This window comes from Brevibacillus sp. HD3.3A, assembly GCF_013284375.2.
GTDB classification, from domain to species: Bacteria; Bacillota; Bacilli; order Brevibacillales; family Brevibacillaceae; genus Brevibacillus; species Brevibacillus parabrevis.
Map to the genome: position 1 here is coordinate 1,673,156 of NZ_CP085874.1, position 21,095 is coordinate 1,694,250.

At 54.8% G+C, this 21,095-nt stretch carries 21 protein-coding genes; 19 read left to right on the top strand and 2 right to left on the bottom strand.

Annotated elements, in window-relative coordinates; translation table 11 throughout:
• The first annotated feature begins 40 nt into the window (after nucleotides 1–40).
• Both HP435_RS08185 and leuB read left to right on the top strand, forming a co-directional pair.
• The gene (locus tag HP435_RS08185) at nucleotides 41–1,576 is read left to right on the top strand and encodes a 2-isopropylmalate synthase (protein WP_122963132.1); all 1,536 of its coding nucleotides are present in this window, start codon (nucleotides 41–43) and stop codon (nucleotides 1,574–1,576) included.
• A gap of 77 nt (nucleotides 1,577–1,653) precedes the next feature.
• Nucleotides 1,654–2,748 carry a 3-isopropylmalate dehydrogenase gene (gene leuB, locus HP435_RS08190; RefSeq protein WP_173596213.1) on the top strand — a complete coding sequence of 365 codons (1,095 nt, stop codon included), beginning with the start codon at nucleotides 1,654–1,656 and terminating at the stop codon, nucleotides 2,746–2,748.
• Between the two features lie 75 nt (nucleotides 2,749–2,823).
• On the opposite strand, the gene HP435_RS08195 is transcribed toward leuB, so the two are convergent.
• Both HP435_RS08195 and HP435_RS08200 read right to left on the bottom strand, forming a co-directional pair.
• Nucleotides 2,824–4,170, bottom strand: a complete 1,347-nt coding sequence (locus HP435_RS08195; RefSeq protein WP_173596214.1) for a TrkH family potassium uptake protein — start codon at nucleotides 4,168–4,170, stop codon at nucleotides 2,824–2,826.
• Nucleotides 4,171–4,263: 93 nt separating this feature from the next.
• Nucleotides 4,264–5,706 carry an aminotransferase-like domain-containing protein gene (locus tag HP435_RS08200; protein ID WP_173596215.1) on the bottom strand — a complete coding sequence of 481 codons (1,443 nt, stop codon included), beginning with the start codon at nucleotides 5,704–5,706 and terminating at the stop codon, nucleotides 4,264–4,266.
• A gap of 192 nt (nucleotides 5,707–5,898) precedes the next feature.
• Here HP435_RS08200 and HP435_RS08205 point away from each other — a divergent pair, with 192 nt between their 5' ends.
• The 17 genes from HP435_RS08205 (at nucleotide 5,899) to HP435_RS08285 (ending at nucleotide 21,069) form a co-directional block, all read left to right on the top strand.
• A complete protein-coding gene (locus tag HP435_RS08205; protein ID WP_173596216.1) occupies nucleotides 5,899–6,405 on the top strand; it encodes a MogA/MoaB family molybdenum cofactor biosynthesis protein in 507 nt (168 codons plus the stop codon).
• 133 nt (nucleotides 6,406–6,538) lie between these two features.
• On the top strand, nucleotides 6,539–8,317 hold the full coding sequence (locus HP435_RS08210) for a B12-binding domain-containing radical SAM protein (RefSeq protein WP_173596217.1): 1,779 nt from the start codon (nucleotides 6,539–6,541) through the stop codon (nucleotides 8,315–8,317).
• Nucleotides 8,280–8,768 carry a DNA alkylation repair protein gene (locus HP435_RS08215; RefSeq protein ID WP_229049854.1) on the top strand — a complete coding sequence of 163 codons (489 nt, stop codon included), beginning with the start codon at nucleotides 8,280–8,282 and terminating at the stop codon, nucleotides 8,766–8,768. The genes HP435_RS08210 and HP435_RS08215 overlap by 38 nt, the downstream gene beginning before the upstream one ends.
• A gap of 178 nt (nucleotides 8,769–8,946) precedes the next feature.
• Nucleotides 8,947–9,564, top strand: coding sequence for a DedA family protein (locus tag HP435_RS08220; RefSeq protein ID WP_063228714.1), 618 nt, complete (start codon nucleotides 8,947–8,949; stop codon nucleotides 9,562–9,564).
• 3 nt (nucleotides 9,565–9,567) lie between these two features.
• Nucleotides 9,568–9,927, top strand: a complete 360-nt coding sequence (locus tag HP435_RS08225; protein WP_122963137.1) for a DUF1294 domain-containing protein — start codon at nucleotides 9,568–9,570, stop codon at nucleotides 9,925–9,927.
• Nucleotides 9,928–10,110: 183 nt separating this feature from the next.
• Nucleotides 10,111–10,875, top strand: a complete 765-nt coding sequence (locus HP435_RS08230; protein ID WP_122963138.1) for an IclR family transcriptional regulator — start codon at nucleotides 10,111–10,113, stop codon at nucleotides 10,873–10,875.
• A gap of 164 nt (nucleotides 10,876–11,039) precedes the next feature.
• Nucleotides 11,040–11,579, top strand: a complete 540-nt coding sequence (locus tag HP435_RS08235) for a 3-hydroxyanthranilate 3,4-dioxygenase (RefSeq protein ID WP_122963139.1) — start codon at nucleotides 11,040–11,042, stop codon at nucleotides 11,577–11,579.
• A complete protein-coding gene (locus HP435_RS08240) occupies nucleotides 11,564–12,556 on the top strand; it encodes an amidohydrolase family protein (protein WP_173598352.1) in 993 nt (330 codons plus the stop codon). Before HP435_RS08235 ends, HP435_RS08240 begins: the two co-directional genes overlap by 16 nt.
• A gap of 14 nt (nucleotides 12,557–12,570) precedes the next feature.
• Nucleotides 12,571–13,032 carry a RidA family protein gene (locus HP435_RS08245; protein ID WP_122963141.1) on the top strand — a complete coding sequence of 154 codons (462 nt, stop codon included), beginning with the start codon at nucleotides 12,571–12,573 and terminating at the stop codon, nucleotides 13,030–13,032.
• A gap of 13 nt (nucleotides 13,033–13,045) precedes the next feature.
• Entirely contained in the window at nucleotides 13,046–14,497 is a 1,452-nt protein-coding gene (locus tag HP435_RS08250) for an aldehyde dehydrogenase (RefSeq protein WP_173596219.1), read from the top strand.
• A gap of 31 nt (nucleotides 14,498–14,528) precedes the next feature.
• Nucleotides 14,529–15,308, top strand: coding sequence for a 2-keto-4-pentenoate hydratase (locus HP435_RS08255; RefSeq protein WP_173598351.1), 780 nt, complete (start codon nucleotides 14,529–14,531; stop codon nucleotides 15,306–15,308).
• Between the two features lie 14 nt (nucleotides 15,309–15,322).
• Nucleotides 15,323–16,222, top strand: coding sequence for an acetaldehyde dehydrogenase (acetylating) (locus HP435_RS08260; protein WP_122963144.1), 900 nt, complete (start codon nucleotides 15,323–15,325; stop codon nucleotides 16,220–16,222).
• A complete protein-coding gene (gene dmpG / locus HP435_RS08265) occupies nucleotides 16,209–17,237 on the top strand; it encodes a 4-hydroxy-2-oxovalerate aldolase (protein WP_122963145.1) in 1,029 nt (342 codons plus the stop codon). Before HP435_RS08260 ends, dmpG begins: the two co-directional genes overlap by 14 nt.
• Nucleotides 17,238–17,240: 3 nt before the next feature.
• Nucleotides 17,241–18,032 carry a 2-keto-4-pentenoate hydratase gene (locus tag HP435_RS08270; protein WP_122963146.1) on the top strand — a complete coding sequence of 264 codons (792 nt, stop codon included), beginning with the start codon at nucleotides 17,241–17,243 and terminating at the stop codon, nucleotides 18,030–18,032.
• Between the two features lie 64 nt (nucleotides 18,033–18,096).
• Nucleotides 18,097–18,291 carry a 4-oxalocrotonate tautomerase gene (locus tag HP435_RS08275; RefSeq protein WP_122963147.1) on the top strand — a complete coding sequence of 65 codons (195 nt, stop codon included), beginning with the start codon at nucleotides 18,097–18,099 and terminating at the stop codon, nucleotides 18,289–18,291.
• A gap of 22 nt (nucleotides 18,292–18,313) precedes the next feature.
• Nucleotides 18,314–19,597, top strand: a complete 1,284-nt coding sequence (gene kynU, locus HP435_RS08280; RefSeq protein ID WP_173598350.1) for a kynureninase — start codon at nucleotides 18,314–18,316, stop codon at nucleotides 19,595–19,597.
• A gap of 56 nt (nucleotides 19,598–19,653) precedes the next feature.
• Nucleotides 19,654–21,069, top strand: a complete 1,416-nt coding sequence (locus HP435_RS08285) for an amino acid permease (protein WP_122963265.1) — start codon at nucleotides 19,654–19,656, stop codon at nucleotides 21,067–21,069.
• Nucleotides 21,070–21,095 lie beyond the last annotated feature (26 nt).

Sequence of the window (21,095 nt, forward strand, 5' to 3'; positions counted from 1 at the left end):
ACATATATAATGTAGGAAAAAATGTGGAGGTGAAAAGTTCATGCGGACCATTGAGATTTTTGATACGACATTACGTGATGGGGAGCAGTCTCCGGGCGTCAACATTAGCACGAACGAAAAGGTGGAGATCGCCCTCCAACTGGAAAAGCTGGGCGTAAACAGAATTGAGGCCGGCTTCGCGGCTGCTTCCCCGGGCGACCAAAAGTCTGTGGCCGAAGTGGCGAAGCGGGTGAAAAACTCCACCATCGTAAGTCTCGCACGTGCCGTCAAAGACGACATGGATAAGGCGTACGAAGCGCTGCGCAACGCGCAAAACGCATCCCTCCACGTCTTTCTTGCAACCTCTCCGATCCACCGCCAGTACAAACTGAACATGAGCAAGGAGCAAGTCCTTGCTCGTGCGGTGGAGGCAGTCACGTATGCGAAAAAGTATTTCACGGAAGTACAATTTTCTGCTGAGGATGCAGCGCGTACAGAGATCGACTTTTTGGCCGAGGTAGTGGAGGCAGTCATCAAGGCTGGGGCTACGACTGTCAATATTCCGGACACGGTTGGCTACATGACGCCTTATCAGTACGGAAACATTTTCCGCGAGTTGAAAAAGCGCGTGCCGGCTACAGACGGAATCCGCCTGAGCTGTCATTGCCACGATGACCTGGGAATGGCTGTCGCGAACAGTTTGGCAGCGGTAGAAGGCGGGGCGACCCAAGTGGAAGGCACGATCAACGGGATCGGTGAACGCGCCGGCAACGCTGCCTTGGAAGAAGTCGCGCTCGCTCTTGAGACTCGCAAAGATTACTACCAGGCGACAACCAAGCTGCACTTGAAGGAAATCGCGCGGACCAGCCAGTTGGTGAGCCGTTTGACGGGAATGATCGTGCCGGGCAACAAGGCCGTCGTAGGAGCGAACGCTTTTGCGCACGAATCCGGTATCCATCAGGATGGCGTTTTGAAGGAAGTTACCACCTACGAGATTATTCGTCCAGAGTCGGTCGGCTTCAAGTCAAACAAACTGGTTCTCGGCAAGCACTCGGGCCGTCACGCTTTCAAGGAAAAGCTGGTGGAACTGGGCTACCACCTCGACCAAGAGGAAGTAAACGCCGCTTTTGCCGCATTCAAAGCATTGTGCGACAAGAAAAAGGAAATTACGGACGACGACATTCTTGCCTTGATCGATACCAAAATCGTTCGCGGCCAGGAAGCGTTCCAGCTGGAATCGGTTCAACTCGCCTACGGCAACATTTCCGTGCCGACCGCCAGCGTTCGTCTCAAGCGGGCTGACGATTCGGTCGTAGAAGAAGCAGCGATTGGCAATGGTTCCGTCGATGCGATCTACAAAGCGATCGACCGTGCGACTGGAGAAGAAGTCACTTTGATTGACTACAAAATTCTTTCGGTTACGCATGGCCAGGATGCGCTCGGCGAAGTGTATGTCCGTCTGCAACAGGGCGAGCTGACGGTTACGGGCCGTGGAGTCAGTACGGACGTGCTGGAAGCGAGCGCGATTGCCTATATACGCGCCATCAACAAAATTTTGGAGCGTCGCGGGGAATCGGTACCAGTGGCTGTGAACTAGAAAGAAAGCGTATTGGATAGGAACAGGAACCAGCAAGGAACGAAAAACCATTACAGAAAAGAAATGCGGGATAAACGATGAAGAAAAACTATCGCATCGCCGTTCTTCCTGGTGACGGTATCGGACCGGAGATCATGCAGGAAGCAGTCAAAGTCCTTCAGCTTGTAGGAGAGCGCGAAGGCGTTACATTTACGTGCGAGGAAGGCCGAATCGGTGGAATTGCCATCGACACGGACGGAACTCCTTTGCCGGAAGCAACCATCACATTGACGAAGCAAGCTGACGCTGTGCTGCTTGGCGCAGTAGGCGGACCGAAGTGGGATCAAAACCCGGGACATCTGCGCCCGGAAACTGGCCTTTTGGGCATTCGCAAAGCGCTTGGATTGTTTGCCAACATTCGCCCGGCGACCATGCACAGCTCGCTCGTCGACGCCTCTTCGCTCAAGCCTGAAGTGGTTTCCGGCGTAGACCTGATTGTCGTGCGCGAGCTGACTGGCGGCATTTACTTCGGGGAGAAAAAGCGCTACGACGGCCCGAACGGAGAAGTAGCGGAAGATCAGTGCATCTACAACGAAGCCGAAGTGGAGCGAATCATCCGCGTGGGCTTCGATATCGCCCGCAAGCGTCAAAAACGTCTCGTCTCCGTCGACAAAGCGAACGTCTTGGAAAGCTCCCGCCTCTGGCGCAAAGTAGCCGAACGCGTTGCAGCCGACTATCCTGACGTGGAGCTGTCGCATCAGCTGGTCGATTCGTGCGCGATGCAGCTTGTTCGCGCACCGAAGCAGTTCGACGTCATCGTGACGGAAAACATGTTTGGAGACATTTTGAGCGATCAGGCGGCTATGCTGACCGGATCGATCGGAATGCTCGCTTCTGCCAGTCTGGCAGCGGGAAGCTTCGGTCTGTACGAACCTGTGCACGGCTCCGCGCCTGATATTGCCGGAAAAGGCATTGCCAATCCGCTGGCGACGATTCTTTCCGTAGCGATGATGCTTCGCCTCTCGCTCGGCATGGATGAGGCTGCGGCAGCGGTCGAGAATGCCGTGTGGGCCGTTCTTGAGGCCGGACACCGCACAGGCGATATCGCAGCAGATCCGAGCAAAGCGATTGGCACCGTGGCAATGGGCCAACTGGTTCGCGACGAGCTGTCCAAACAGTTGCAGCATAAGTAAGCAAAAGCACGAAAAAGATGAAAAACCCTGCCGCAGCGTCCCAATGGACAACTGGCAGGGTTTTCGTTCGTTCATTCAACCGATCGTGATTTTGCCTTTTGGATAGCGGAAGTATTCTTTCTGCCTGCGTTGGGCCAGCGCGAATGCGATCGTCAGCGGCCCGACCCGTCCTGCAAACATTGTCAAAATGATCAGCGTTTTGCCGATCGGGGAGAGACTGGGGGTCAGCCCCATCGATAGCCCGGTCGTGGCGAAAGCGGACGTGACTTCGAACAAAATCATTTCAAAACGTGCGCCTTCTTCGGTAATGGACAGAGCCATCGTGACGGCCATGACGATGAACAACCCGGTCATGGTCACGGTCAGCGACTTGTAAATCATGTGCGGCAAAATGCGTTGCCGGAAAAAGATGACGTCTTCCTTCCCTTTGATCTGGGCGATGACCGCACCGATGAGCGTGGCAAACGTCGTCGTCTTGATCCCGCCCCCGGTGGAACCGGGAGAAGCCCCGATGAACATCAGCAAAATGATCAGGAACAGCGAAGACTGGCGCATGTCGCCGATGCTCAGCGTGTTCGACCCGGCCGTTCGCGCCGTCACAGACTGATAGAGCGAGCCGAGCACTTTTCCGAGCATGGAGAGCGGCTGCAACGTTTTCGGGTTCGTATACTCCAAAATGAAGATCAGCACCGTACCGCCCAGTACCAAGAGGGCAGTCGTGGACAAGACGACTTTGGTATGCAGCGACAGGCGGCGCGTATGGCGATATTCGTACAGATCGCTGACGACGATAAAGCCAATCCCGCCGAGAATAATCAATAAGCATACGACGAGCGTGACGAGCGGATCGTCTACATAGCCCGTCAGGCTGGCGAAGTCGCCCATCAAGTCAAAGCCGGCGTTGTTGAAATTGGAGATGGCGTGAAAAAAGCCAAAGTAGATCGCTTTTGGCAAAGGAAAGTCGAAGGCGAACCGGATCGAAAGCAAAACCCCGCCGATCAGCTCTGCCAGCGCGGTGAAAATCAGGATCATTTTGGCCAGACGGACGACGCCTTCCATCGTCATCTGGTTCAGCGACTCTTGCAAGATAAGTCGCTCGCGCAACGAGATTTTTTTGCGCATGATCAAGGAAAAGAAAGTGGCGACGGTCATGAAGCCAAGACCGCCAATTTGGATAAGCGAGAGGATGACCATCTGACCGAAAGTCGTAAAGGTCGTTCCGGTGTCCACGACGACCAGACCTGTCACGCAGGTGGCCGAAGTGGCGGTGAACAGAGAATCAAGCCACGGCAGTCCTTGTCCGTTGACGGTAGCGCTCGGCAGGGTCAACAGGAATGTGCCGAGAAGGATAATCAGGGCGAACCCAAGGACGAGTGTTTTCGGGGGATCAAGCTGTAGCTTGTCAGTCCATTTTCTGATCATGTAGGTCATACCTCGACTTCTTTATACGATTGTGAATGGTTTGATGCGAGAAAAACTCGGTATTTCCTTAGTATGGCGTTTCCCCTGAAAAAATTACCGCAAAAGGGCGGCCCCCAGACGATGCAGCCAGTGCTTCAGTTCGCGCTCCTCCAGCGGGGCGAGCGGAAACCGGACAGCAGGGCGGCGCTTGGTGTCGTCAGGCTCGTCAGCTACCCGAAAAGCATGGCCGCACGTAAGCTCAAGCCCTTCTTCCCGCAGGATGGTTACGACCCGCTCTTCCAGCTCGGTGGCGTTCGTAGTCGGATTTCCCCATTCGATCCACGTATTCAGCCCGCCGGAAATCGGATACATCCGGGCGTGGGACGGCAAAGCCTGCTGTTTTTCCTTCCAAAGCCTAAGGAAGCGGGATTGGAACAAAGCGCGGTGATCCGGCAAATACTTTTCGTAAAACCAGGGATCGCCGAGGAGTGTAACGGCTGCCTCTACGACCAAGAGCGATGGCTCCGCGCCTGTCATCGAGACAATCTGTCTGTAGCGCTCCAGCTCCTCTTCGGCAAAATCAGAAGGCAGCATCAGGACGCCGAGTTGCAGATCGCGCGCCAGCGTCTTGGACAGAGAGTGCAGGTAGTACACGTCGACAGGGCTTTTTTGCTGAAAAGCCATCTCGTAAATCGGCTTGCTCGGCTCCTCGAACCACAAGTCGCCGTAGTGGTCGTTTTCCACGATGCGCACGCTGTGGCGTTCGGCCCAGGCAAGCAGTTCTTCCTTGCGTTTCAGCGAGTAGCTGATCCCGGTAGGAAAATGATAGTGCGGATTGATCAAGAGCCAGTTGGCCGGGTAGTGCTCCTGTTCCTGATCGAGTGCTTCTATGCTGACTCCTTCGTCGTCGAGCCGAATCGGACGCACCGTGATGCCGCACTGACTGAGCAAGCGCAAAAAGACGGGGTAGCTGTATTCCTCCACGTAGACGACATCGCGCGGATTCATGATGCGCTGGGCGAGAAAGGCGAACCCGCTCGTACTCCGGTTGAACAGCAGCACGCGTTCAGGGGAGTGCGGCAAGCCTCTTCTGCTCAGGTGATCGGCAAATACTTTGGCGGCTTGGGCGCGGCGGAGTTTCTTTTGCGCCGAAGGTTCGTCCAGTACGGCCAGGCTCTCGTAAAAGGCGCCGCGCAGTCGCTTGACCAGCTCTTCGCCAGGGCGGGGAGAAGAGTCGGCGAGCGAAGCGATCGGAATGTCGGTGAGCGGCAGGCGGCTTTCCAGACGCGCTTCTTTTGCCAGTTGCGTCAAGTAGTAGCCTTTGCCGTGCACCGCCTCCAGCCAGCCTTCCAATGCGAGGTGATCGTATGCTTTTTTGACGGTTTCCAGCGAGCAGCCGCTGACGGTTTTCATATCGCGAAGGGAAATCAACTGCTGACCGTCTACAAGAAAGGCTCCGCGCAGAATAGCTGTTTTCAGTTGCTCGGCTAGTTGCACATAAATGGGCGTGTGGGATTGCTTGTGAAAATGGAACGAAAAAAATGGGCGTTCTGCCATCCGGGGACGCCTCCTTGTCTGTCGAAAATAGCTGTCATCAGCATTATATCGAAAACCGCGCCATCTCGGGTAGCAGAAGTGTGAAAAACGTCGAGAGGTTTTCACGGAAATCGCGCGGTTGAGCCGTACCGGATTGAGGGAAAATGGTAGAATGAGAGAAAATGCGCCAGCAGGAAAAGGGGAGGACGCAAAATGAGCACACAGGAGCACAAGGCATTGTCGCCCAAACACGTAACGTGCATGGTCATCACCGTGTCAGATACGCGGACCGAAGAGACAGACAAGAGCGGACAATTAATGAAGCAACTGGTGGGCGAAGCAGGTCATCACGTTGCCCTGTACCAGATCGTGAAGGACGAGCCTGCCGAGGTGATCGCAGCTATCGAAGCAGGAGTGGCGCATCCAGACGTGCAGGTCATTTTGCTCAACGGCGGGACAGGCATATCGCCGCGCGACAACACGTTCGAAGCGGTGCGCGGCTTGCTGGAAAAAGAAATGCCCGGCTTTGGCGAGCTGTTTCGGATGCTGAGCTTTACGGAAGATATCGGATCGGCGGCCATGCTCAGTCGCGCAGTCGCGGGCACCCGGGGAGGAAAAATGATCTTCTCCACGCCTGGATCGACAGGTGCGGTCAAGCTGGCGATGAATCGCCTGATCGTGCCGGAACTGGGGCATGTCGTGCGAGAGTTGAATCGCTGATCAGAACAGGATTTGCCGTGTTCTTGTCTCGTGTGGTACTGTTACGAAAGGAAATCGCTCGGTTTTCCACCGACTGTCGCAGCACAGATGGTTGGTGGCATGGCCGGATTGTGCAAGGAGAGTAGACTCATTCATGAAGATTGTATTATCGACCTTAAATGCCAAGTTCATTCACTCCTCACTGGCTTTGCGCTATTTGCGCAGCTACGCCCAGGAAGCTTTTCCGGGCATCGAGCTGGTGGAGTATACGATCAACGACGTGACGCTCAACATCGTGGCGGACATCTACAAGCGACAGCCCGATCTCGTCGCCTTTTCCTGTTATATCTGGAACATCCGCGAGACGTTGGACGTGATCCGCACATTGAAAAAAATATGTCCCGATGTTCCAGTGATTCTCGGAGGGCCGGAAGTGACTTACGATGCGGACGAATGGATGAAAAAGCATCCGGAGATTGATGTCATCGCCATCGGAGAAGGGGAGCAGACTTTTCTTGCGCTGCTGCAAACCTATCAGGAGGCGAAAAACAGCGGTCAGCCTCCTCGCCTGCGGGATGTAGCGGGAATCGCCTATCGCGACGACGAGTACGTTCGCTTTTCCATGCCGAGAGCACAGATTGAAGAGATGGATGCGATTCCGTCGCCATTTGTGGATCATCTCGACGAACTGAACAATCGCGTCGTCTATTTCGAGGCATCCCGGGGGTGTCCGTTCAAGTGTCAGTACTGTCTTTCTTCTATTGAAGATGGCGTGCGCTACTTCAGCCTGGAGCGGGTGAAGGAAGACTTGCTGCGATTGATTCAGCATGGCATCAAAACGATTAAGTTCGTTGACCGTACGTTTAATATCAATAAAAAGTATGCGTTGGAGATTTTCCAGTTCCTTATCGACAATCACAACGGCACCGTTTTTCAGTTCGAGATTACGGCAGACATTTTGCGTGCGGACGTCCTGGACTTTTTGACGGAAAATGCGCCTCCGGGGATTTTCCGCTTCGAGATCGGCGTCCAGTCTACCAATGACGAAACAAACCGCCTGGTGCAGCGCATCCAGCGCTTCGACCGTCTGTCCAGAACGGTTACGCAAATCAAGGAATCGAAGAAGATCGACCAGCATCTCGATTTGATCGCGGGCTTGCCGGAGGAAGACTATCACTCCTTCCGCAAGACGTTCAACGATGTGTTTGCCCTGCGTCCGGAGGAGCTTCAGCTCGGCTTTTTGAAAATGCTGCGCGGAACCGGAGTGCGGGCGCGCGCTGCCCAACACGGCTATGTGTTTATGGATGAAGCGCCTTACGAGATTTTGGGCAACAACGTGCTGTCTTTTGCGGATATGCAGAAGATCAAGCGGGTGGAGGACGTGCTGGAGAAATACTGGAACGCGCACCGGATGGATCTGACCTTGGAATGGCTTTTGGCCAATCAGTTCGAGACGGCGTTTGACTTCTTCCAGACGTTTGGCGACTATTGGGAAAAGCAAGGCTGGAGCCGCATCGGGCATCAGCTGGAAGATTTGTTCACTCGCTTGCAGTCCTTTTTGGAGCAGCAAAAGGTCGAAGGGCTGGAACACGTGCTCAGCCTGATGAAATTCGACTACCTGCGCAACCAGAAGCATCGCCCGCGCAAGCTGTGGTGGGAGGATATCATGGACAAGGAAGCGATGCAGCTGACGTATGCTGCCGTTTACGAGCAGCGCGACCGTTTGCGCGAAGACTTTGCCGCGCATGCTGCGCTGGAAAAAGACTACTTCAAGCACACCGTAACGGCGAAAGTGACCTTCGATGTGGAGAAGTGGATGAGAACCGGAGAGATTATCGAAGGCGATTTTACCCTTGTCGTGTACTATCCGTATAAAAAAGAAGAAACGAACGATTTTGCTGTCGTCACTTCTGCCGTTCACGCTGCTGGCTGAGCGCGAGTATCAATACGTGGCGATGGACTTGCTGGAGAAGCGAAAAAAGCAGCTGACACCTGAGCATCTGCCGTGGATCGTCCACTGGATTACTACAAAGTCGTGGTGGGACACGGTCGACTATTTGGCGGCTCATACCACAGGCAAGCTGTTTTCCCTGCATCCCGGGCTGATCCGGCCGAATGTGACAGCGTGGGTGCAAGGAGACGACATCTGGCTTGCGCGAACAGCGATCCTGTTCCAGCTGTCTTATAAGGCCAAGACCGATCAAAAGCTGCTGTTTTCCCTGATCGAGTCGGGTGCAGCGTCCAACCAATTTTTCATTCAAAAAGCGATAGGCTGGTCCCTGAGGGAATACGCTAAAACAGAACCCGAAGCAGTGCGTGGCTTTGCAGAAAGGACTGTGCTGTCGAACCTGAGCAAGCGAGAGGCGCTCAAACACCTTGGTTGATCGGCGCGTCGTGTTGTCCATGATTTCTTCGCTTGATAAAAATGGTTCATCTATTGCAAAATAGACAAGTACCTTTTTGCATGTTCACACGTAATAACTAAGAGTCACATACTGCGCGCAGCCACTGCCCGTCGACTGAAATTTTGCCGCCAGTGGCAAAGATAGGGGATTTTGCCTCATGGAAATCAACCTGCTGATGTCAATCATCGAACAATACGGCTACGTTGCGATTTTTTTCCTGCTCTGGCTGGGGATTGTCGGCTTGCCCATCCCGGATGAGCTGGTCGTCGCCACGGGAGGTTTTCTCGCCTCGATTGGCCTATTGGACCCGTTCTACTCGTTTTTGGCCGGGTACATGGGAGTTGCTTCCGGATTGACCATAGGTTTTTTATTAGGAAAATACTTTGGGAAGCCGATCTTGCAATGGCTGTCCAAAAGCGAAAAGATGAGACATGCTGTAGAGCGATCGACAGGCTTGCTGGAGAAATACGGCACGACAGCCTTGTGCATCAGCTATCTCTTTCCGGTTGTCCGCCACGTCGTGCCTTATTTGGTGGCGCTGGGAGGCATGACGTACCGCCGCTATGCCTTGCTGTCGTATCCGATCGGGCTTGTCTGGACGATTGCTTTTTACTTTCTCGGCTATGTATTCGGAAACAACGTAGAGGCGATTATCGGGATGATTCGCCAGTACGGGTTTTACGCGTTGCTGGTCGTCGTGGTGGGACTGGCCGCCTGGTTGATCGTGCGCAAGCTCATCATCAGCAATCGCGCGTATCGGGCCAAAGGAGAATAAGCGATGAGACTGGAACAAGTGGCAACGCACAGGCGCAATCGCAATCTGGTGCTTGCGCTCGCCTGGCTGCTGGTGCTCGGAGGGTATTTCAGCTTCGAGCCGTTTGTCACGGCAGCGGGCGCTCTGATTGTGAACGGCTACGCCTGGTTTCTGATGTACACGGACAAGCGTCTGGCAAAAAGGAAAAGCTGGCGGATTCCCGAGGCCAGCCTTCTGCTCGTCGCTTTTCTCGGAGGAGGACCGGGGGCACTGGCGGGGATGCTGTTGCACCGCCACAAAACCCGGCATGCCTCCTTCCTGTTTTTTGTCCCACTGTTTTGTCTATTGCAAATCGCGCTGGTCGTCTGGATCGGCAGACAATAAGGCAAGAACCTCGTGTGCAACGAATGACGCGAGGTTCTTTTTTTGTTTTCCCATAATGAAAACGCATAAATGACAGAAAACTCTAAATTGTATATTGCGCATTTGGGAAATCGAGCCTATAATAAGAAATGTAATCAACATTATCGAATGGCGTTCGATAATATCGAACGAACAGGAGGGATCATGAGCGAAAAGTTTATCCAATCTGTGGATCGAGCCATCGATATTTTGGAGCTGTTTTCCCTCGCGCAGCAGGAGCTGAGCGTCAAGGAGATCAGTGATCGGCTGCAACTCTCGAAGAGCACGGTTCACGGCTTGATCAAAACCTTGGAGCACAGAGGATACCTGGAGCAAAAGCCGACCGATCAAAAGTACAAGCTCGGACTGCGTCTGTTCGAGCTGGGGAACCTGGTGGGCAGCGGCATGGAGCTGCGCAATCTCGCCTACCCGATCATTCAAGAGTTGGTCGCGAAATTGCAAGAGACGGTTCACCTGGTCGTGCTCGACAAGGACGAAGTGGTGTACGTGGAAAAAGTGGAAGGGCCTGCTGCCCTGCGGATGTACTCCATGCTGGGGAAGCGCGCTCCCATGTATTGCACAGGGGTAGGGAAAGCGCTGTTCGCTTACTTGGATGAGGCGACCGTGGATCGCATTTTGCAAGAAGCGGAGATGACGGCATTCACGCCGTTTACGCTGACTGATCCGGACGCGATCAAGCAAGAGCTGGGCAAGATTCGCGAGCAAGGGTACGCCATCGACGACGAAGAGATCGAGATCGGCCTGAAATGCGTGGCAGCGCCGATTTTCAACCATGAAGGGAAAGTGATCGCCTCCATAAGCTGCGCCGGTCCCAAACATCGCTTCTCCGACGACAAAATGGCGACGTTTATTCACGAGGTCAAGCAAGCTGCGCTGGCGGTTTCCAGACGGTTTGGGTATCGAGGCTGATGGGCAACAAAAAGAGACTTCCCCCTTGTTGGAGCAGTTTTCAAGCGGCCAGCCGAAAACACCACAAAGAGAAGTCTATCTGAGAACCATTCGCCAACCATACTCAAACCTCCTGCAATTGGTGAGAGAATCATTTTTCAAATACGAAAAGGAGCGTGTCCGATATGAGCACTATCACAAAACCAATAAATATTTGGAAGTTCATCGATGAGAATAAAGACAGCCTGAAACCGCCTGTCAACAACAAAGTCGTCTGGAAGGACGCCGAACTGATGATGATGGTGCTGGGCGGGCCAAACAAACGCCGCGACTTCCACGTCGATCCGTCCGAGGAAATTTTTTATCAGCTGAAGGGCGACTGCTACGTGGAAATCATCAACGCCGAAGGCAAGCGCGAGGTCATCACGGTACGCGAGGGAGAAATGTTCCTGTTGCCAGCGAATGTTCCGCATTCCCCGCACCGTGTAGCAGATACGATCGGGTTGGTCATCGAGCGCAACCGGGATGAAGGCGAGCTGGAAGATTTCGTCTGGTTTTGCGAGAAGTGCGACCAGGAGATGCACCGCACCCGCGTGCAGCTGACAGATATCGAAAAACAGGTGAAAGAAGCGATCCACACTTTCAACGGTAGCGAAGATTTGCGCACATGCAAAAACTGCGGTCATGTAGCGTCGGAGGAAGTGAAGGAATGGCAGCCAGAATAGATTTTCACACGCACATCATCCCGGCAGATTTACCTGACTTTTCGCAAAAATACGGCGGAGAGCGTTGGCCGACCCTGCAGCCGACATGCTCGTGCGGAGCGAACATCATGGTCGGCGGAAAGCTGTTTCGGGAGATTACCGATCAGTGCTGGGACCCGCAAAAGCGGATCGCGGACATGATCGCGGAAGGCGTGGACATGCAAGTGCTCTCGCCGATTCCCGTCACCTTTTCCTATTGGGCGCCGAGCGAGGCGGCAGAAGCGATGGCCCGCCTGCAAAACGACTTTATCGCCGATACAGTGCGTCAATATCCCGACAGGTTCATCGGACTCGGAACCGTTCCTTTGCAAGATGTGGAAAGCTCGATTCGCGAGATGGATCGCTGCATTCATCAACTAGGGCTGAAAGGGATCGAGATCGGTGCGAACATCAACGGGCAAAACCTCGACGATCCAGCCTTCCTGCCGTTTTTTGAGATGTGCGAGAAGTGGGACGTGCCGCTGTTTGTCCACCCGTGGGAGACGTTGGGCCGGGAGCGGATGCCGCGCCACAACTTCATGTACACCGTCGGAATGCCGAGCGAAACCGCGCTTGCCGCAGCGAGTCTGGTCGGCGGCGGAGTCATCGAGAAATTCCCGAATTTGCGCGTCTGCTTTGCGCACGGCGGCGGTTCTTTTCCGTACATCCTGCCGCGTCTCGACCAAGGCTGGAACGTGTGGCCGCACCTGCGCGTGACGGAGCGTCCGCCGAGTCATTACACACAAAACTTTTACTTCGACTCGCTGAACTACGAGCCGTTGAATATCCGGCTTTTGATCGAAAGGTTCGGCCACGAAAAAATCGTCATGGGCACCGACTATCCGTTCTTGCTGCGCGAGCTTCCGCCGGGCAAAGTCATCGACGAGACGCCAGGGCTGACAGAAGAACAAAAAGTCGCCATGCTCGGCGGCAATGCATTGAGATTTTTGAAAGTGTGAGAGGAGAGGTAGGAGTGGGAGAACAGACAAAGACACCGGAGGAAAATCTTGCTGCCTTGCAGCTTTCGCTTCCGCAGCTCCGTACGCCAGTGGGCAACTACGTAGCTTGCGTCCGCACAGGCAATCTGTTGTTTACGGCAGGACAGGGAGTGGATCAGTACAAAGGCAAGCTGGGAAGAGACTTGACCGTCGAGGAAGGCTACCTGGCAGCCCGTCAGTCCATGCTGAACGTGCTTGCAGCGGTCAAGGCGGAGCTTGGCGATCTGGGAAAAGTGAAAAGAGTCGTCAAAATATTGGGATTTGTCAATTCGACGGAAGAGTTTACCGACCAGCCGAAAGTGATGAACGGTGCTTCCGATCTGTTGGTTGCCGTCTTTGGCGAGGCGGGCAAGCACGGTCGCTCTGCGGTAGGCATGGCCCAGCTTCCGAACAATACGGCAGTCGAAATCGAGATGGTACTGGAGATCGAGGACTAGGCAGGAGGGAACTATGAACAGCATTCACGTGAAAAATGCCAAGCTGTTTATCAACGGCGAGTACGTCGATGCGCAGTCCGGCGAAACGTTTGACACGATCAATCCGGCCACGGGCGAGAAGCTGGCGGAAGTGGCTTGCGCAGACGTACACGATACAAACAGGACGATTGAAGTAGCACAGGCTGCTTTTGAGAGCGGCGTGTGGAGCAAAAAATCGGCCGAGGAACGCGCGGAAATTTTGTGCCGGATGTCTGATCTGGTGATGGAACGCGTGGAAGAGCTGGCGACAGTCGAAACGCTCGACGTCGGCAAACCGATCAAGGAAAGCCTTGGCTTCGATATCCCGCGAGCGGCGCAAAACCTGCGGTTCTTTGCGGAAATGGCGAAGTATGTCCACCATGAGCACTACGACAAAGGCAACTTCATGTCGTACGCCAAATACGCTCCGGCAGGCGTGACCAGCCTGATCATCCCGTGGAATTTGCCGTTCATGCAGATGACGTGGAAAGCTTCTGCGGCGCTGGCGGCAGGCAATACCGTCGTGGTCAAACCGGCGTCGTATACGCCCTTGTCGGCACTCATGCTCGGTGAGATCGCCAACGAAGCTGGCCTTCCTGCTGGCGTTCTGAATATTTTGACGGGACCAGGCGGAACGGTCGGGACGGCCATGACCACCAACCCGCATGTGCGCCGCATCTCGTTTGTCGGCGAGACGACGACAGGCAAAACGATCATGAAAAACGCAGCCGCCGAGCTGATTCCCGTCTCTTTGGAGCTGGGCGGAAAATCGGCGAACATCGTGTTTGCGGACGCGGACTTGGACGAAGCGGTAAAAGGCTCCGTAGAGGCGATTTTCCGCAATCAGGGCGAGATTTGCCTGGCTGGCTCCAGACTTTTGGTGCAAGAGACGGTGTACGAGCCATTTTTGGAAAAGTTCGTGGCCGCCGTGCAGAAGATCAAAGTCGGCGATCCGCTGGCTCCAGACACAGACATGGGCGCGCTCGTCTCCAAAAGCCATCTGGAAACCGTCGATGAGTACGTGCAGATTGGCTTGGCCGAAGGGGCGAAGCTGGCACATGGCGGCAAGCGCGTAGCGGGCCTGGACAAAGGCAATTTTTACGAGCCGACCGTCCTGTACGATGTCGATAACAAAATGCGGGTGGCCCAGGAAGAGATTTTCGGCCCGGTACTGGTCGTCATCCCGTTCAAAACAGAAGAAGACGCGATTCGGATCGCCAACGATTCCATCTACGGACTGGCAGGGGTGGTCTGGACGAACGACTTGCGCCGGGCGCACCGCGTCGCGGCAGGCATCAACTCGGGCTTGTTGTGGATCAATTGCTGGTACGTCCGCGACCTGCGCACGCCTTTTGGCGGATCGAAAGCGAGCGGAATCGGCCGGGAAGGCGGACGCCACAGCTTTGAATTTTATACCGAAGCCAAAACCGTGACGATGAAGCTGTAGGCAGCGGGGAGAGTCGAAAGGTGGTCAGAAGATGGGGAGCTTAGTGGAGACAATCGCGCAAGAACTGCTGGCGGCCGAGCAAAGCTGCCAGCCAGTGGCGCCGATAACGGAACGCTTTGCAGGCTTGGAGGCAAGCGATGCGTATCGCATCCAGCTCAAGGTGTTGGAGAAAAAGCTCGACAGCGGTCGGGCAGTCATCGGCAAAAAAGTCGGGCTGACCAGCCTGGCGATGCAGCGGATGCTCGGTGTGAATGAGCCGGATTACGGTCATTTGCTCGACAACATGCTGGTGTCAAACAACGGGACTGTCGAGGTGAACAGGCTTTTGCTTCCGAAAGTGGAGGCGGAGATCGGCTTCGTGCTCGGAGCGGATTTGCAGGGGCCAAACGTCAACTATCTCGACGTGCTGATGGCGACCGAATATGTGGTGCCGACGCTGGAGATCATCGACAGCCGGATTGCCGACTGGAAGATCAAGCTCGTCGATACGGTAGCGGACAACGGTTCCTCGGCGCTTGTCGTGGTCGGCGATCAGCGCACGCGCCTGGCGGGTCTGGATTTGCGCAGCGTGGGAATGGCGATGTACAAAAATGAGCTTGAAGTGGGAAATGGAGCAGGAGCAGCGGCGCTCGGTCATCCGGCGCCCGCAGTGGCCTGGCTGGCAAACAAGCTGCATGAATTTGGCATCAGCCTGAAGGCGGGCGAACTGATTTTGCCGGGAGCGCTGTCTGCTGCTGTCGCTGTTCAAGAGGGAGATGTCGTCACGGCCAGCTTTGGCGCATTGGGTGCCGTAACCGTGACGTTTCGTTAGAGAGGAGACATACTGTGAGAAAAATCAAGGCGGCCATCTTGGGTTCAGGAAACATCGGGACCGACCTGATGTACAAGTTGGAGAGAAGCAGGGAAATCGAGATCGCAGCCGTCATCGGGATTGATCCCGACTCGGATGGTTTACAGCGGGCAAAAGAGCGGGGATATGCGGTATTTGCCAACGGGATACAGGCGATTGTAGATCAGCCTGACATGGCGGAGATCGTGTTTGATGCCACCTCGGCAAAAGCGCACGTGCGTCACGCAAAAGCGCTGAAGGAGCTGGGCAAGGTAGCGATTGACCTGACTCCGGCAGCTCGCGGCCCCTTCGTCTGTCCGGTGGTAAATCTGCAGGAGCAGCTGGAAAAAGAAACAGCCAACGTCAACATGATCACTTGTGGCGGTCAGGCGACGATCCCGATCGTCTATGCGATCAACCGGGTAGCCGATGTCAGCTATGCGGAAATCGTGGCGACGATTGCCAGCAAAAGCGCAGGCCCGGGAACGCGTGCCAATATCGACGAGTTTACCGTGACGACTCGCCAAGGACTGGAGCAAGTCGGGGGAGCGGATCAAGGCAAGGCGCTCATCATCCTCAATCCTGCGGAACCGCCCATTTTGATGCGCGACACGGTGTATTGCGAAGTCAAGCAGATGGATCAGGCGGCGATCCGCCAGTCGATTGCGGAAATGGTCGAGCAAGTGAGACAGTACGTTCCTGGCTACCGATTGAAGCAGGAGCCGCTGTTTGAAGAAAATCGCGTAACCGTGTTCCTGGAGGTCGAGGGTGCGGGAGATTATTTCCCGCCTTACGCAGGCAATTTGGACATCATGACGGCCGCGGCCGTGCGGGTGGGAGAAGAGGTCGCCCGTCATCTTTTGGATGGGAGAGGGGTTAGCCTTGGAACGGAATAGCGATAAACCAATCAAAATAACAGAGGTTTGCTTGCGCGACGGCAGCCACGTCGTTGCCCATCAGTTCACGCGCGAGCAGGTGCAGGCTGTCGCCAAAGGGCTGGACGATGCAGGCGTCCCTTACATCGAAGTCAGCCACGGAGACGGTCTGGGCGGTTCGACGATCCAGTACGGACGCTCTCTCGTCGGTGAGATGGAACTGATTGAAGCGGCAGTTGCTTCGTGCAAACAAGCGAAAGTCGCGGTGTTGCTCATACCGGGCATCGGTACGGTACATGAACTGAAGGAAGCGCAAAACCGCGGGGCGGGACTGGTTCGGGTAGCGACCCATGTGACGGAAGCCGATGTATCTGCGCAGCACATTCACATTGCGCGCGAGCTGGGAATGGAAGTGTGCGGCTTCTTGATGATGGCCCACTCTGCCCCGGTCGAAAAGCTGGTCGAGCAAGCGAAGCTGATGCAGAGCTACGGTGCCGAGGCGGTATACGTGACCGATTCGGCGGGAGCGCTTTTGCCTGATCAGGTACGGGAACGCATTCGCGCGCTGCGCCAATCGCTGGACATCGAAATCGGCTTTCACGCGCATAACAACTTGTCGGTGGCGATCGCCAACACTTTGGTTGCGCTGGAGGAAGGGGCGACCCGGATTGACGGCAGTCTCCGCTGTCTGGGAGCCGGAGCGGGCAACGCACAGACGGAAGTGTTGATTGCGGTGCTGGATCGCATGGGAATGGACATCGGGATTGATTTGTACAAACTGATGGACGTCGCCGAAGAGATCGTTGGCCCGATCATGCCGCACTCCCAGGAAATCCGCAAGGGCAGCCTCGTGATGGGCTATGCCGGAGTTTACTCCAGCTTCCTTTTGCACGCAGAGCGGGCGGGAAAACGGTTTGGCGTCGATCCGCGCGACATTTTGCTGGAAGTAGGCAGGCGCAAAGCCGTCGGCGGACAGGAAGACATGATCATCGATGTCGCGGCTGAACTGGCGAAGTTGCAAAAGGCAGGGGGATGACAGATGACAGTGACGCAGGAAGTGCAAAGCGAGCTGGTCGAATATTTACTTAGGGCACAACGGGAACGGCGTGAGGTGGAAAAGCTGACGGCGAAGTACCCTGACTTGCCCATCGAGACTGCCTATGAGATTCAAGCGCAGCTGATTGCGCGAATGGAAGCTGATGGTGAGCGCTGCATCGGCTTGAAGCTGGGATTGACCAGCAGGGCCAAGCAGCAAATGATGGGGGTGCACGAAGCTATTTACGGCTACCTGACAGACGGGATGCTCGCGCTGGAGTGGGAGCCGCTTTCCTGCCAACGCTTCATCCATCCCAAGGCAGAGCCGGAAATCGCGTTTCTCATGGGCGAAGATTTGGCGGGAACAGCCGTGACGGCCGAAGATGTGCTGCGCGCCACGCGCTATGTCGCGCCAGCCATCGAAATCATCGACAGCCGCTATGAAAATTTCCGTTTCACCCTCCCGGATGTCGTGGCGGACAATTGCTCTTCTTCCGCTTTTCTGGTAGGCAGCAAATGGGTATCGCCCCACGAATTTGATCTCGCGTTAACAGGTGTGGTCATGAGCAAAAATGGCGTGACTCAGACGACAGGCTCCGGAGCGGCCGTGCTGGGATCGCCGGCAGCGGCAATGGCCTGGGCAGTCAACAAGCTGGGCGAGCGCGGACTTGGTTTGAAAAAAGGCCAGATTGTGTTGTCCGGTGCGATCACAGAAGCGATTGCCTTTGAACCGGGTGACGTCATTACCGTGACGGTCGACGGTTTGGGCAGTGTCTCCTTCGGCTGCCAGGCGTAGACCGGCAACATAGTCAACCGAGGCAGCGGCTTTACAGCTTGTTGAAAAGACAGAGGTGATGTTCATGCCAATCGTACAGGTGTCCATCCTGGAAGGCCGAGACAAAGAACAGATCAGACAAATGATTGAGGGCGTTACTCAAGCCATCACAGATAGCTTGCAGGTGAAGCCGGAGCAAGTCCGTGTACTGGTAACAGAGGTTCCCCCTTCCCACTGGGGCGCGGGGGGAGTCACAAAAGAACAATCCCGTTCCCTGTAACGGAAAATCAAGGAGGTCACTCATGTCTCAATCATCTATCCCACTAACACAAAGCTACGCCCAACAGCTGGATGCCCAGGACGAGTTGACAAAATACCGCGAAGAGTTTTACTTGCTGCCTGCCATGTACCTGGATGGCAATTCGCTGGGACTTATGTCAAAACGAGCAGAGAAAAGCTTGCAGGACATCATGCTTTCTTGGAAAGAGCTTGGCATTGACGGTTGGACGACAGGACAGCATCCGTGGTTTTTCCTGCCAGAAAAATTGGGGGAAATGAGTGCGTCGCTCGTCGGGGCTGAACCGGATGAAGTCATTGTGACTGGTTCTACCACCGTCAACTTGCATCAGTTGGCAGCGACTTTTTATCAGCCGCAAGGGAAAAGAACGAAAATCATTGCGACAGAGCTTGACTTCCCGACCGACATTTACGCCCTGCAAAGCCAAATCAAACTGCACGGCTTGAATCCGGATGAACAGCTGGTTCGCATCGCTTCCCGTGACGGCCGTCTCATTGAAGAAGACGACATTATCAGCGCGATGACAGAGGAAGTCGCACTCGTCATTTTGCCGACTGTGCTCTACCGCAGCGGACAACTGCTCGATATCGAACGTCTGACCAAAGCAGCTCACGAGAGGGGCATCCTGATCGGCTTTGACGGCTGCCACTCGGTAGGAGCCATCCCGCACTACTTCAGCAAGTGGGAAGTGGATTTCGCTTACTGGTGCAACTACAAGTACCTGAACGGCGGCCCTGGCTGCGTAGGAAGCCTGTATGTCAACCGCAAGCATTTTGGCAGAGTACCGGGATTGACAGGCTGGTACAGCTCGAAAAAAGACAAACAGTTCGATATGGAACATACGCTGGACGTCTGCGAGACGGCGGGCGCCTATCAATTGGGAACGCCGAACATGCTAAGCGTCGCACCGCTGCTCGGTTCGCTGGAAATGTTCCAAGAAGTGCCGATCGAGAAGCTCCGCGAAAAGTCGCTCAAACTTACGAGATACATGATGGATTTGATGGAAGTGGAGCTGGCTGGCATGGGCTTTACCGTAGCGAATCCGACAGAGGACGAACGCCGCGGCGGTCACGTCAGCCTGGAACACGAAGAAGCGGTGCGAATTTGCAAGGCGTTGAAAGAGGGCGGGATCATTCCGGACTTCCGCGCGCCGAACATCATTCGCTTGGCTCCGGTTGCCTTCTACACGACGTACAGCGAAGTCTGGGAAAGCGTGCAAGTGTTAAAAGCGATCATGCAAGAAAAGCGCTACGAAAAATTCGAAAACAAGCGCGGGGTTGTCGCCTAAGCGCTTGGTTAAAGGAGTGAGTGCACTTGGCAAATCAAAATCAATTTCAAGACATCATGGAACGTGAAAAGGGGCTGCAGCGCGGGTTAACCACCCGCCAGCTCGCCATGATTGCCATCGGCGGCGCAATCGGTACGGGGTTGTTTTTGGGAAGCGGGATGGCGATTGGCTTTGCCGGACCGAGCGTAATTGTCAGCTATTTGATCGGGGCCGTGATCGCACTGCTGCTGATGGGCTGCCTCGCGGAAATGACGGTAGCTCATCCGACGACAGGCTCGTTTGGCGCCCATGCGGAGCGTTACGTGAGTCCGTGGGCAGGCTTTTCCGTCCGCTACGCGTACTGGTTCAGTCTGGTCTGCGCGATAGGAACCGAAGTATCTGCGATGTCTGTCTACATGAAATACTGGTTCCCTGACGTTCCAGGCATCATCTGGATTCTCATCTTCTCAGCCGTTCTGCTTTATGTAAACGCTACCAGTGTCAATTTGTTCGGTACCGTCGAATACTGGTTCTCTATGATTAAAGTCGCTGCCATTATTTTGTTTATCGTATTCGGAGCTTATGTCGTATTCGGCGGTAGCGCGAACCCGGAGATCGGCCCGCAAAACTTCACGAACAACGGAGGCTTTTTCCCGAATGGCATGTGGGGCATGTGGATCGCCATTTTCATCTCCTTGTTCAGCTATCTCAGCATTGAAATGATCGCGGTCAGTGCTGGAGAAGCGAAAGAACCGGAAAAAGCGGTTCCGATGGCGTTGAAGTCGGCAGTCGTTCGTCTCGTCCTGTTCTACATCATGACGCTCGCTTTGATGCTGATGATCGTTCCTTGGCAAAATGCCGGAAGTGATGCGAGTCCATTTGTCAAAGTATTTCAAATTATCAATATTCCCGGCGCGGCTGGCATCATGAACTTCGTCGTGCTCACGGCTGCCCTGTCTGCGATGAACAGCCAGCTGTACATTTCTACCCGCATGGTATTTTCCTTGTCCCGCGCAGGCTTCGCTCCTGCCAAACTCGGAGAGCTGAGCAAAAAAGGCGTTCCGGTCAAAGCGCTGGCGCTGTCCACCATCGGAATTGCCATCGCCTCGATTATCAACATCGTCGCACCTGACCAGTCGTTCGTCGTGATGATCTCCCTTTCCAGCTTCGGTGCCATGTTCGCCTGGTTCATGGTCTTTGTCACCCACTTGTTTTTCCGCCGCAAATGGGAGGAAATGGGCGGTCGCAAACTGCCAGTGAGAATGATCGGCTTCCCGTACTTGACGATTATCGGAGCTGTTTTACTGGCTTGCGTCGTACTCTCGACCTGGTTCCAGCCGGAATTTAAGGACACCTTGACTATGGGCTTCCCGCTTTTGCTGCTCATCACGATCGCCTACTTCATCTGGAAAAAGGCAAACCCGGCTGCCTATGAAGCGTCCGTCAACATGGGCAAGCAAGGCGCAAGCGACAAGAAAGACATCCCATCGTAACATCCAGACTTTCATAAAACGTTGAG

Coding starts and splice junctions, on each gene's coding strand:
- HP435_RS08185 (WP_122963132.1), top strand. CDS start 41: ATGCGGACCATTGAGATTTTTGATACGACATTACGTGATGGGGAGCAG.
- leuB (WP_173596213.1), top strand. CDS start 1,654: ATGAAGAAAAACTATCGCATCGCCGTTCTTCCTGGTGACGGTATCGGA.
- HP435_RS08195 (WP_173596214.1), bottom strand. CDS start 4,170: ATGATCAGAAAATGGACTGACAAGCTACAGCTTGATCCCCCGAAAACA.
- HP435_RS08200 (WP_173596215.1), bottom strand. CDS start 5,706: ATGGCAGAACGCCCATTTTTTTCGTTCCATTTTCACAAGCAATCCCAC.
- HP435_RS08205 (WP_173596216.1), top strand. CDS start 5,899: ATGAGCACACAGGAGCACAAGGCATTGTCGCCCAAACACGTAACGTGC.
- HP435_RS08210 (WP_173596217.1), top strand. CDS start 6,539: ATGAAGATTGTATTATCGACCTTAAATGCCAAGTTCATTCACTCCTCA.
- HP435_RS08220 (WP_063228714.1), top strand. CDS start 8,947: ATGGAAATCAACCTGCTGATGTCAATCATCGAACAATACGGCTACGTT.
- HP435_RS08225 (WP_122963137.1), top strand. CDS start 9,568: ATGAGACTGGAACAAGTGGCAACGCACAGGCGCAATCGCAATCTGGTG.
- HP435_RS08230 (WP_122963138.1), top strand. CDS start 10,111: ATGAGCGAAAAGTTTATCCAATCTGTGGATCGAGCCATCGATATTTTG.
- HP435_RS08235 (WP_122963139.1), top strand. CDS start 11,040: ATGAGCACTATCACAAAACCAATAAATATTTGGAAGTTCATCGATGAG.
- HP435_RS08240 (WP_173598352.1), top strand. CDS start 11,564: ATGGCAGCCAGAATAGATTTTCACACGCACATCATCCCGGCAGATTTA.
- HP435_RS08250 (WP_173596219.1), top strand. CDS start 13,046: ATGAACAGCATTCACGTGAAAAATGCCAAGCTGTTTATCAACGGCGAG.
- HP435_RS08255 (WP_173598351.1), top strand. CDS start 14,529: ATGGGGAGCTTAGTGGAGACAATCGCGCAAGAACTGCTGGCGGCCGAG.
- HP435_RS08270 (WP_122963146.1), top strand. CDS start 17,241: ATGACAGTGACGCAGGAAGTGCAAAGCGAGCTGGTCGAATATTTACTT.
- HP435_RS08275 (WP_122963147.1), top strand. CDS start 18,097: ATGCCAATCGTACAGGTGTCCATCCTGGAAGGCCGAGACAAAGAACAG.
- kynU (WP_173598350.1), top strand. CDS start 18,314: ATGTCTCAATCATCTATCCCACTAACACAAAGCTACGCCCAACAGCTG.
- HP435_RS08285 (WP_122963265.1), top strand. CDS start 19,654: ATGGAACGTGAAAAGGGGCTGCAGCGCGGGTTAACCACCCGCCAGCTC.